Source organism: Xenorhabdus thailandensis (assembly GCF_037996785.1).
GTDB classification, from domain to species: Bacteria; Pseudomonadota; Gammaproteobacteria; order Enterobacterales; family Enterobacteriaceae; genus Xenorhabdus; species Xenorhabdus griffiniae.
This window is the reverse complement of sequence record NZ_JBBMXF010000016.1, coordinates 134,884-147,154: the sequence shown is the minus strand read 5'-3', so window position 1 is coordinate 147,154 and position 12,271 is coordinate 134,884. Positions and strand designations below refer to the sequence as shown.

Sequence of the window (12,271 nt, the reverse complement as noted above, 5' to 3'; positions counted from 1 at the left end):
TGAACGTGGCTGCTATTTGCAGCCACAACAAATTCGGGCATTCGTGATTGATGGGCATAAACTAATAAGCCCCTGAGTATTCAGGGGCTTATAATTTTATTGGATTATTTTGTCTTATAGTGTGCTTCTGCATCAATAAAACGCTGTTGCACTGTTTGACTCGGCGCTTTTCCTAGCAGGCTCACCACAATAATGGCTATCGTCGCGAAGATAAAGCCGGGAATAATTTCATACAGGGAAAACCAACGGTACTCCATCCAAACCAGTACAGTAATTGCCCCCACAAGCATACCTGCCAGCGCCCCATTACGAGTCATACGTTTCCACAATACCGAAATCAAAACCACTGGGCCAAACGCCGCACCAAACCCAGCCCAAGCATTACTGACTAAAGCCAGTACCTTATTGTTCGGGTTAGTTGCGAGCATGATGGCAATGATTGCCACCAGCAAAACCATCATACGACCAACCCATACCAATTCTCTCTGGCTGGCTTTAGTACGTATAAATGCTTTATAGAAATCTTCTGTCAATGCGCTGGAACAAACCAACAACTGACAACTCAATGTACTCATAACCGCAGCCAATACCGCAGACAATAATACTCCCGTGATCCACGGATTAAACAAAAGCACACCTAATTCTATAAAGATACGCTCACGGTTTTGCAATACAGGCCCTGCCTGCTCTTGATATATTTCAAAATATGAGATACCAAAAAAGCCAACAGCCACAGTGCCTGCAAGGCACAATAACATCCACGTCATACTGATGCGGCGGGCTTTATGAATAGTCTGGTGGGAGTCTGCCGCCATGAAACGAGCCAGAATGTGTGGTTGACCAAAATAGCCCAATCCCCATCCTAACAAAGAAACAATGGCAATAATATTCATATTCTTAAACATATCTAAATAGGCTGGATTTTTTGCCTCAATAATATTGATGGCTGAGTCAACTCCTCCCACTTTGAACAAGACCAGCACAGGGACCAAAATCAAAGCAAAAATCATTAAAGTTGCCTGAACTGTATCCGTCCAGCTTACTGCAAGAAAACCGCCGAGGAAGGTATAAGCAATTGTCGCCAATGCACCCAGCCAAATCGCTTTTTCATAGCTGATACCAAACGTGTTTTCAAACAACAGACCACCAGCCACAACACCCGACGCACAGTAGATAGTAAAGAAAATCAAGATAACCAGTGCAGAGATAATACGCAGAATTTTGCTTTTATCTTCAAAGCGATTAGTAAAATAATCCGGTAGCGTCAATGCGTTATTACTCACTTCAGTATGTACGCGTAATCTACCTGCAATCCATCGCCAATTCAGGTATGCCCCCAACAGCAACCCTAATGCGATCCAACTTTCTGAAATACCAGAGAAAAAAACAGCCCCTGGTAACCCCATCAATAACCAGCCACTCATATCAGAAGCGCCAGCAGATAATGCTGTTACCACACTGCCTAATCTCCGTCCACCCAATATGTAATCATCAAAATTTTTGGTGGAACGATAAGCAGCAAAACCTATCAACAACATCCCTGCGATGTAGATAATGAAGGTAATAAGCATTGGTGAATTTACTGTCATGCAGGTTCTTCTCCATAGTGTTTTTATAAATTATGTCTCTGCAAATGTGCTATTTGCGTAAATCATGCCATCTGTGCTGGAAGTACTCTCAAGTGATACCTTGCCTTTTTTACCAGGATGTCCCCGTTGTACTTAAAGATGACATTAGTTTCCATATGTACTATTTATGCTTGTAATTATTCTAAAATTACATTCTATCCTAATTTAGCTAAAACATTTTTAACAACAAATTAACTGTATTTTTATAAAAAACGCTTGCTAAATCACATTTACCACTCCAGAAGTTGCACCTGAAATTAAATAATGGGTTATACCTAAAATTTACAAAATGAAAATAAAATTAATTAATATCAATAGCATAATCAAAAATCAATAATAAGTTTCTCTGAAGAGATAATGAAAACAAGATTAATTTCACAAATTCAGAATGAACGCTTGTAACAAAGTTGCACAAAGTTGCAACATGAAAGATATTGTTATGTAATTTTTTCTAGTCTTACCTATTAAGGAGTGAAAATGGGTAGTACCACTATGGGTGTAAAGCTCGATGAAGCAACGCGTAATCGAATTAAAACCGCAGCACAACGAATTGAACGCACACCACATTGGCTAATTAAGCAAGCCATTTTTAACTATCTTGAACGTCTGGAAAATGAGGATAAGATCCCAGAAATATCAGCGGGTCAGGATAACAAAGAAGAAATGATTTCCGAAGTAGAATCACAGATTGAGGTGCCTTATCAACCATTTCTGAATTTTGCCGAACACATTTTACCCCAATCGGTGAAACGTTCTGCAATTACTGCGGCCTATCGTCTCCCCGAAACCCAGGCGGTTCCTATGCTGCTGCAACGTGCACAGCTATCTGAAGAACAAGCCAAGGCGACTCATAAACTGGCTTATTCCATTGCCGAAAAACTACGCCAACAAAAACAAGGCATTGGCCGCTCAGGTTTAGTTCAGGGGTTATTACAAGAGTTTTCACTTTCTTCACAAGAAGGTGTGGCGTTGATGTGCCTCGCCGAAGCCTTGCTGCGTATCCCTGACAAAGCTACCCGTGATGCCCTGATCCGCGATAAAATCAGTAACGGCAACTGGCATTCCCATTTAGGCCAAAGTCCTTCCATGTTTGTCAACGCGGCAACGTGGGGTTTATTGTTCACTGGCAAGCTGGTATCTACCCATAATGAAGCCAAATTATCCAAATCCTTAAACCGTATTATTAGTAAAAGTGGTGAGCCATTAGTACGCAAGGGTGTGGATATGGCAATGCGCTTGATGGGTGAGCAATTTGTGACGGGAGAAACCATCGCCCAAGCCCTTGCCAACGCCCGTAAACTGGAGGAAAAAGGCTTCCGTTATTCTTATGATATGCTCGGCGAAGCTGCATTAACCGAAGAAGATGCACAAGCCTATATAGTTTCCTATCAGCAAGCGATCCACGCCATTGGTAAGGCATCAAATGGCCGTGGTATTTATGAAGGGCCAGGAATTTCTATTAAACTTTCCGCCCTGCATCCACGTTATAGCCGTGCCCAGTACGAACGTGTTATTGAGGAACTCTATCCTCGCCTGCTTTCCCTGACCTTACAGGCTCGTCAATATGATATTGGTATCAATATTGATGCAGAAGAAGCCGATCGTCTGGAAATTTCCCTCGACTTGCTGGAAAAATTGTGTTTCGAACCAAAATTGGAAGGCTGGAACGGTATTGGTTTTGTTATTCAAGCTTATCAGAAACGTTGTCCTTTCGTCATCGACAGCATTATTGATTTGGCACAACGCAGCCGTCACAGGTTAATGATCCGTCTGGTGAAAGGTGCTTACTGGGATAGTGAAATTAAACGTGCCCAAATCGATGGCTTGGAAGACTATCCAGTGTATACCCGCAAGGTCTATACCGATGTTTCTTACCTTGCCTGTGCCCGCAAACTGCTCTCTGTCCCTAATTTGATCTACCCGCAATTTGCCACTCACAACGCCCATACTTTATCCGCCATTTATCATCTGGCGGGGCAAAATTATTATCCGGGGCAATATGAATTCCAATGTCTGCATGGCATGGGTGAACCGCTTTATGAACAAGTTGTCGGCAAGATCTCAGAAGGTAAACTCAATCGCCCATGCCGTATTTACGCACCTGTAGGAACACACGAAACACTACTGGCCTATCTGGTACGCCGTTTGCTGGAAAATGGGGCCAATACTTCGTTTGTCAATCGTATTGCAGATACCTCGCTACCGATTGACGAATTGGTTGCTGATCCGGTAAAAATTGTACAGGAATTGGCCCAAGCTGAAGGGCAAATCGGCCTGCCCCATCCTAAAATTCCTCTGCCACGTGATTTATATGGCAAAAACCGTGTTAACTCATCAGGGCTGGATCTCGCCAATGAACATCGTTTAGCTTCTCTTTCCAGCGCCCTGCTCAGTTCTTCAATGGAAACATGGCACAGCGAACCGTTGTTAGGTGGCGATTTCCAACCTATTGGAGAACTGCCTACGACTAAATCTGTGAATAATCCAGCCAGAAATTCCGATATAGTGGGTTATGTTCGCGAAGCCTCTGAACAAGAAGTTGGCCATGCACTGGATGTGGCTACCGATGCCAGCGCAATTTGGTTTGCCACCCCTCCCTCAGAGCGGGCAGCAATTTTAGTCCGTGCAGCGGAGTTGATGGAAAATAACCTGCAATCCTTGCTTGGTATTCTGGTTCGTGAATCGGGTAAAACATTCAACAATGCGATTGCTGAAGTGCGCGAAGCGGTGGATTTTCTCCACTATTACGCAAGCCAAGTTCGCCAAGACTTCGCCAATGATACCCACCGCCCACTGGGGCCTGTCGTGTGTATCAGTCCGTGGAACTTCCCACTGGCAATTTTCACAGGTCAAATTGCCGCTGCATTGGCAGCAGGTAATAGTGTTCTGGCAAAACCCGCAGAACAGACACCGCTTATTGCCGCCGTCGCAGTAAAAATGTTACACCAAGCGGGTATTCCGCGCGATGTACTGCAATTACTGCCCGGACAAGGGGAAACCGTGGGAGCGTTGCTGGTTGGTGATGAACGTGTACGCGGTGTGATGTTTACCGGTTCAACCGCAGTTGCCAGCTTGTTACAACGCAATATTGCTGGCCGCCTTGATGCACAAGGTCGCCCAACACCGTTGATTGCAGAAACCGGTGGCCTAAATGCCATGATCATAGATTCCTCCGCGCTAACCGAACAAGTTGTTACTGATGTCATCGCTTCCGCTTTTGACAGTGCCGGTCAACGTTGCTCTGCCCTGCGTATCCTGTGCGTTCAGGAAGATGTCGCTGAAAGAACTATTTCTATGTTAAAAGGCGCGATGGCGGAATGCCGGATGGGGAATACTGAGCATTTATACACAGATATTGGCCCCGTCATTGATGCAGAAGCCAAAGCGGGAATCGAACGTCATATCCAAACCATGCGTACTAAAGGCCGAACAATTTATCAGGCAGCATATGAAAATGCCACCGATAGCCAGGAGTGGTCACAAGGCACTTTTGTTAAACCAACACTGATTGAATTGGAAAGTTTCGATGAATTGAAGAAAGAAATTTTCGGGCCAGTCCTGCATGTAGTTCGTTTTAAACATAATGAGTTAGATAAACTGCTCGATCAAATCAACGCTACGGGTTATGGCTTAACATTGGGAGTCCATACTCGTATTGATGAGACTATCGCCCAAGTTACAAGCAAAGCACAAGTCGGCAACATTTATGTCAACCGCAACATAGTCGGTGCAGTCGTCGGCGTACAGCCATTTGGGGGTGAAGGTTTGTCAGGTACAGGACCAAAAGCCGGTGGACCGTTGTATCTGTATCGTTTGCTGTCACAACGTCCTCTCAGTGCCGCCAGCCAAACCCTGGAACGGCAGGATACAGAATATGAGCTCGATGCCAGGACCCGTGTTGACCTGCACTCACCTCTCTATAAACTGGCAGATTGGGCAACCAAGCAGAACAATGAAACATTGAATCAGGTGATTCAGGAATACAGTTTACTGGCACAGGGTGGGACAACACGCTTATTACCAGGACCAACTGGAGAGCGCAATACTTATGCCCTGCTACCGCGTGGCCATGTTCTTTGCCTTGCAGACAACGAACAAGACGTGTTGGTGCAATTAGCCGCGGTACTTTCTGTCGGCTGCCAGGCCATTTGGGAAAAAGATGAACTGCATCAAGAATTACATCGCCAGTTACCAAGTGAGGTTCGTCAGCATATTTATTGGGCCAACGATTGGCAGGATGAAGAAACAGCGATGGGATCGGTTATTTATCATGGCGATTGTGACCAATTACGCCATGTGTGTGAAGTGATTGCCCAGCGTAAAGGACCGATTATCTCTGTACAGGGTTTTGCCCGTGGTGAAACCAATTTACTGCTAGAACGCTTACTTCATGAACGTTCATTAAGTGTGAATACGGCCGCAGCAGGCGGTAATGCGAGCCTGATGACAATTGGTTAATATTATTCAGCTCATGTAACTTTTTTCGTTTAAATTTATAGAGGGGAGTACGTAAAAACCGCACTCCCCTCTGAAATCGGTTCAATTTGACAACATTATCTATCGGTATAATTAATCAATGACCGTTCTGTTGCCAACTCAGATATTGCTCGTATTTGCGCAGTGCAATGTTGTAATTGCTAAAAGCAGATTGAGATAATTCCTCGCTGAGTTTTTCCTGGATCTTTTCTGGGGTAAAATCACTTGCCGGATAATTACTTGAAGTCAGTAATTCATCCAAACGCCTTAAACGAACCACATACTCACGCACGGTACTATGGCTCATCTCTGTTTGCTCAAACAAATACTGTTTAAATGACATAATGTCGAAATAATCAGTCTGGCTATTGCAGTAAATTTCACTACAAAAGCGGCACAATGCCACGAATTTACCTTGCAACTCACTCCAGGTTTTGTCATCCACCAATTCAGTCATCTCAGAAATAGCTTCTTTATTGATGACCTGACCGTTAAAAACAAGCGAGATACGGTCAAGGGTTTTATGACAGTGCAGACAATGAGTCTGGCTATGTTTATAGTCTTTGATATAACGGCTAAGAGGCCGTTTCTTTTGTGTTGTAATAGACATAAGAGATAAAGCCCTGTGTATAGTCTTAACAAAAAAAACAAACAAGCAAAAAGTTACTTTTCTGGATTCAAACGCGCCCTTAGCCTTTTTATTGCCTGGCTGTGAAGCTGGCTTACGCGGGATTCGCCCACATTAAGCACTGCGCCAATCTCTTTAAGATTCAACTCTTCCTGATAGTACAGAGTAAGAACAATCTTTTCTCGTTCAGGCAACGATTCAATGACATCGATCACCCGCCGGCGAAGATCACCTTCCAATAATTGTTGAAGAGGATTGGTCTCATGCTCCTCCTCAACTACTGGCTCACAGCTTTCACCGTGAATTTCGTGCCATTCGTCATAAGAAAACAGTTGACTGTTATTGGTATCTAACAGTATTTGCCGATATTCTATCAGATTAATCTTTAATTCTTTAGCAACTTCCTGCTCACTGGCTGGACGGCCTAACTCTTGCTCAAGTTTACGGATGGTCTGCGTGACTTCACGTGCGTTACGCCGCACACTACGCGGAGCCCAATCACGGCTCCTCAACTCATCCAACATTGCACCTCTGATGCGCTGTACCGCATAGGTGGTAAAGGCCGTTCCTTGCATAGAATCAAACCGCTCCACCGCATTCAGTAAGCCTATGCCACCGGCCTGAAGCAAGTCATCGAGTTCTACGCTGGCTGGCAACCTGACCTGTAGCCTCAATGCTTCATGGCGAACTAGGGGTACATAGCGCTTCCAGAGGCTATTTTTGTCCATCACGCCTTCGGCGGTATACAAATCGCTCACAACAACAGACACCTTTGGATAAGAGACTGGATACCATTATCCAGTCCCCTAATCGGTACAATCGTTTGAACAATGAAGTAAAAGCACTTCTTTTTCACCTATGCGAAATTTTCGCTGTCCGCCTAAATGATAGCGAGTTTCAGGCTGTCCTTGACGATATCTATACGCGAAAACAATCAATAAAAAAATAAGGATCGGCGAGCCGATCCTTATTTTATATGCGTTATTTACACCGGTTGTGCTAACTCATTGCCCAACTGGAAAATAAAAATTAACGCAGCAGAGACAGAACGCTTTGTGGGATTTGGTTCGCTTGTGCCAGAACAGAAGTACCCGCTTGTTGCAGGATATTACCACGACTCATATTGGAAACTTCCGTTGCGTAATCAGCGTCTTCGATGCGGCTTTTCGCTGCACTCAGGTTGTTAACGGTGTTGCCTAGATTGTTAATTGTAGAATCTAGGCGGTTTTGTACTGCACCTAGGGAACTGCGCAGATTATCAACTTCTTTAAGTGCGTTATCCAGTTTGTCCAGTGACTTAGGATCAATAGTAGCCGTTATTTCTTTAGCGTCTGTAAATTTAACGCTAGTACCTGAGGCATCAACTTTTGCTGCTGTTACCGTGAAGGACTTATCCTGACCGTCCTTCTTACCTGTTACCACATATGTACCTGCTATATCTTTTCCATCCGCATCCTTAGCTTGAGACAACTTCGCACCTGCTGCTAGCCCCAAATTTGTAAGATCAAAATCCTTAGCACCACTAGCGGTACTAACAGCACCAGTAGCATCGAATTTTTTTCCGGTCAGGTCTGCACCCTCTGTAATAGGTGCTTTTTTGGTTGCTATATCGAAATCCTTCAAGCCCAACTTTTCTCGATCAATCTGCTTCAAACCAATATCGATAGTCTCACCATCTTTCGCCCCAACCTGAATAGTGATTGTTTTAGCATTTTTACTCAATACTTCTACACCGTTGAACTGAGTTTGTTTAGAGATACGGTCAATTTCGTCTAAACGTTGTGTAACTTCTTCCTGGATAGATTTCAGGTCGTTTTCAGAGTTACTGCCATTTTTTGATTGAACAGCCAGTTCACGGATACGTTGCAGGTTATTGTTGATTTCGTTCAGCGCACCTTCGGTAGTCTGGGCAATGGAGATACCGTCGTTAGCGTTACGGGAAGCCTGATTCAGGCCTTTAATGTTAGCATTGAAACGGTTGGCGATCGCTTGACCAGCAGCGTCATCCTTCGCACTGTTAATACGTAAACCAGAGGACAAACGCTCAATAGCCGTACCCAGAACACTTTTAGATTTTGTCAGGTTATTTTGCGCCAGCAGAGAGGAGTAGTTAGTATTAATGACTGATGCCATAGTAGAGTTCCTTTTAAAATCAAGTCGATATAATAAGTTTGAGCCTTTTGCTCACGGTGTGCATCACCGCCAACAGTTTTATCGGCTCCGACAAAAGAACCTTTAATATTTCTTGAAAAAACTTTTTTATTTTTTTCTCACTTTTCCCCGATAACCAAAACAACGCCTGTTCTCACCAACTATTCCGTCCATCAAAAAAATCATTTTGTCAGTAAACTTTTCGCAAATTAATCCGATAACATCCCCAATGATGCTTTTAATTAAAAAGGAGTCAACATGGCTAGTATTTCCTCGGTAGGAAGCGCATCCGGGATATATCCACAGTTACTGGGCAAACTTGAAGCAAGTGAAAAACAACGTTTACAACCATTAACACAACAACAAAGTAGCTATAAAGCTAAAATTACCGGTTTTGGTACGTTACAAGGTAGCCTGGAAAAATTAAAGAGTGCATCTGAAGAACTCAAAAAATTCGATAAACTCAATACCACTAAAACAAACGAAGATCATAAAACATTTACTCCGAATACAGATTCCAAAGCCAGCCCGGGTAACTATGTTATTACCGTTCAACAGCTTGCCAGAGCTCAATCTTTGCAATCTAAGGCATTTCCTGATGTAAAAGCCCCATTAGGGGAACAAGGTAAAGGTACTCGTACCATTACTATTACGCAACCAGGTGAAAAAAAAGATGGTGAAGAACAAGAAAAGCCAATGCGCATTTCCCTGAAAGATAATGAAACTTCTCTGGTTGAAATTCGTGATGCGATTAATAAACAAGAAGGCAATGTTAATGCCAGCATTATCAAAGCAGAAGATGATAAAAACTATTTGATCCTGACTTCGAAAAAAGCTGGCACAAAATCAGTCATGACGATTCAGGTTGAAGATGATACGAAGCTGAATACTTTACTGAAATATCCGCCTGATGATAGAACTAAAAAAGATAATCCTGATGCAGTAATGAAAGAAACCGTTGCCGCCGAAAATGCAATATTAACGGTTAACGGTATTAAAATTGAACGTCAAACCAATGAAATAAAAGATGCGCCAGAAGGTGTTATTCTAAATCTGAAAAAAGTCTCAGAAACAGAAGAAGTCAAAAGCAACGACAAAACTGAAAAAAAACCAATACCAGAAACACTGGTGGTTTCTCGTGATATTGAGCCAATGAAAGAGGCAATTAAAAAGTGGGTTGATGCTTATAATGAGCTACAAAAAACCTTCAGTTCATTGACCAAATACAATAGCGTAGGAAAAGGCGAAGCGGCTTCAAAAGACAATGGTCCCCTAGTTGGTGATGGCACTTTAAAAGGTATTAAAAGTCAGTTAACACATCAACTGTTTGCGGCACAACATGTTGATGATATCGCTACCCTGAATAAATTGGGCATCAAACAAGGAAAAGATAGTACTCTGGAAATTAGCAACGAAAAACTGGAAAAAAACCTGAAAGAGAAACCGACAAATGTTAAGGCTTTCTTTATGGGTGATGGAAAAGAAACCGGCTTTGCTACCGAGACGTATAATTTATTGAAAAAAACGCTAGATAGCCATGAAGGAACTATCAATACAGCAACAGAAGGTATCAAGAAGACTCTGAAAATACTGGAAAGGCAAGTAGAACAGACCAACAAAAACATTGATGCCACAATGGAGCGCTATAAGAAACAATTTACAGCACTGGATAAACTCAACAGCTCACTGAAGCAATCAGAGTTTTCCTTGGCCCAACTTTTAAGATAATCAAAGGACACTAATGTATCAACGTTCGGCAAGCCAATTATACGCTCAGGTAGATCTTGAGAGCGAAATTATGAATGCCTCTCCCTATCAGTTGATTCAGATATTGTTCAACGGGGCGCTAAGCGCCCTGCGTCGTGCAATCATTCTGATGCAACAAGGGAATATCCCAGAAAAAGGGTTAGCTATTTCAAAGGCGATTAATATCATTGATAGTGGTCTCAAAGAAGGATTAGACTTCGAGAAAGGCGGCGAAATTGCCCAAAATCTTTTTGCTTTATATGATTATATGAGCCGTCGTTTACTCCATGCCAATTTACGCAATGATGAGAAGGCTATTACCGAAGTAATTGATTTACTTACCGAGATTTCAGATGCTTGGCGGCAAATAGGTCCTCATTACAACGCCAGTCAGGATATTGTTTAATGAAAAATGATACGGATCTTTTGTCAGCTTATCAGCGGATCCTTAGTTTAAGTGAGCAAATGATTGATTTAGCTAGAAATGAAAAATGGGACGAACTTGTTGATATGGAGATCACTTATCTGAAGGCAGTAGAAGTGGTGACTTTACTATCAGAAAACTTGGGTGCCCCCATTTCATTACAGCAGCAATTGGCCAAAATTTTGCAAACTGTCTTGGATAATGAAAAAGAAACTAAAAGATTGTTGCAAAGAAGGTTAAATGAACTCAGTGAATTGATTAAACAGGAAAGTTGTAAACAACTCTTACATGATACATACGGACAGTTCCCGATCAGTAACTATGAAATGGAGTTGACTACGACGGAATCAAAATAGATATCACGAAAGGCACCAGTGATTCCATTTAAAAATAGCTCTGATTAACGGTGTCATTTATTTTTTCATTTCAGGTGGTGTCAATTCGTCACTATCGTCTTTTGGTTAATTTAATTAGGCATTATATTGTATTTATAATTTGCAAACAATCAATATATCTTATATATAATTTTTAACAAAAACTTAACCATAAGATGATAGTGGCGATTCCTTAAGGAAATTAACTGGAGATATTATCATCACATATTATTTTTAATTAAAAAGTGAATTTCAAATAAACTATATAAATAACTGAAAAAAGACAAGTTACCGATAACACTTGTAAATTGGGCAATGAGGGATATCGGTGGGGCATGAATGAAAATAAGAGAACTCAATTAAGCTACCTACTGATAATATAGAAAGGCAGCTCCAATACCCCATATGCCCCAAGCAAGAATTGCTATTAATTAATTTATGTTTGTCAAAAAATAAGCCATTAAACCTGCATATTCATAATTTCACTATAGGCGCTAACCAGTTTATTCCTTACTTGAATCCCCATTTGCAGAGAAATACTCGATTTTTGCATATTTACCATGACATCATTTAACTCCACACCAGGGACTCCCAGAGTGAAATCTTGTGCCTGCTTTGTCGCTTTCAAGCGGGTTTGGTTTATTTTTTCTACCGCCGCAGTCAGTTGACTGGCAAAACTACCCTGTACTGGGATGGGCTTGGCAACATTTGCTGCTTGTAATGCCTGAGCCTGTATCTGTTGCAATACACCCTCAATTGCCGGAATTGACATAAAAACCTCGCGTTAAATCACCCTATTGATTATGTGGTGCCACCGTAACATAGCCTTCCTAAACTAAAGCGG

At 42.3% G+C, this 12,271-nt stretch carries 9 protein-coding genes; 4 read left to right on the top strand and 5 right to left on the bottom strand.

Annotated features, from left to right (window positions below; genetic code table 11):
- Window positions 1–104: 104 nt before the first annotated feature.
- Window positions 105–1,589, bottom strand: a complete 1,485-nt coding sequence (putP, locus tag AAC853_RS16310) for a sodium/proline symporter PutP (RefSeq protein ID WP_338885271.1) — start codon at window positions 1,587–1,589, stop codon at window positions 105–107.
- 516 nt (window positions 1,590–2,105) lie between these two features.
- Here putP and putA point away from each other — a divergent pair.
- A complete protein-coding gene (gene putA, locus AAC853_RS16305; RefSeq protein WP_340615169.1) occupies window positions 2,106–6,086 on the top strand; it encodes a trifunctional transcriptional regulator/proline dehydrogenase/L-glutamate gamma-semialdehyde dehydrogenase in 3,981 nt (1,326 codons plus the stop codon).
- Window positions 6,087–6,201: 115 nt separating this feature from the next.
- Here the strand turns inward: putA and fliZ are convergent, their stop codons facing one another.
- From fliZ to AAC853_RS16290, 3 genes are all read right to left on the bottom strand, one after another.
- Window positions 6,202–6,714, bottom strand: a complete 513-nt coding sequence (gene fliZ / locus AAC853_RS16300; RefSeq protein ID WP_338885269.1) for a flagella biosynthesis regulatory protein FliZ — start codon at window positions 6,712–6,714, stop codon at window positions 6,202–6,204.
- Window positions 6,715–6,767: 53 nt separating this feature from the next.
- The gene (locus tag AAC853_RS16295; protein WP_338885268.1) at window positions 6,768–7,490 is read right to left on the bottom strand and encodes an RNA polymerase sigma factor FliA; all 723 of its coding nucleotides are present in this window, start codon (window positions 7,488–7,490) and stop codon (window positions 6,768–6,770) included.
- A 271-nt stretch (window positions 7,491–7,761) separates the two neighbouring features.
- Window positions 7,762–8,865 (bottom strand): FliC/FljB family flagellin, encoded by a 1,104-nt coding sequence (locus tag AAC853_RS16290; RefSeq protein WP_340615168.1) that lies wholly within the window; start codon window positions 8,863–8,865, stop codon window positions 7,762–7,764.
- A gap of 276 nt (window positions 8,866–9,141) precedes the next feature.
- Between AAC853_RS16290 and fliD the strand changes: the two genes are divergently transcribed.
- From fliD to fliT, 3 genes are read left to right on the top strand one after another with little or no spacing between them, the layout of a single operon-like run.
- Window positions 9,142–10,611 (top strand): flagellar filament capping protein FliD, encoded by a 1,470-nt coding sequence (gene fliD, locus AAC853_RS16285; RefSeq protein WP_340615167.1) that lies wholly within the window; start codon window positions 9,142–9,144, stop codon window positions 10,609–10,611.
- Between the two features lie 13 nt (window positions 10,612–10,624).
- A complete protein-coding gene (gene fliS / locus AAC853_RS16280) occupies window positions 10,625–11,035 on the top strand; it encodes a flagellar export chaperone FliS (RefSeq protein ID WP_340615166.1) in 411 nt (136 codons plus the stop codon).
- The gene (fliT, locus tag AAC853_RS16275) at window positions 11,035–11,409 is read left to right on the top strand and encodes a flagella biosynthesis regulatory protein FliT (RefSeq protein WP_074021708.1); all 375 of its coding nucleotides are present in this window, start codon (window positions 11,035–11,037) and stop codon (window positions 11,407–11,409) included. Before fliS ends, fliT begins: the two co-directional genes overlap by 1 nt.
- 478 nt (window positions 11,410–11,887) lie before the next feature.
- Here the strand turns inward: fliT and fliE are convergent, their stop codons facing one another.
- On the bottom strand, window positions 11,888–12,199 hold the full coding sequence (gene fliE, locus AAC853_RS16270) for a flagellar hook-basal body complex protein FliE (RefSeq protein ID WP_340615165.1): 312 nt from the start codon (window positions 12,197–12,199) through the stop codon (window positions 11,888–11,890).
- Window positions 12,200–12,271 lie beyond the last annotated feature (72 nt).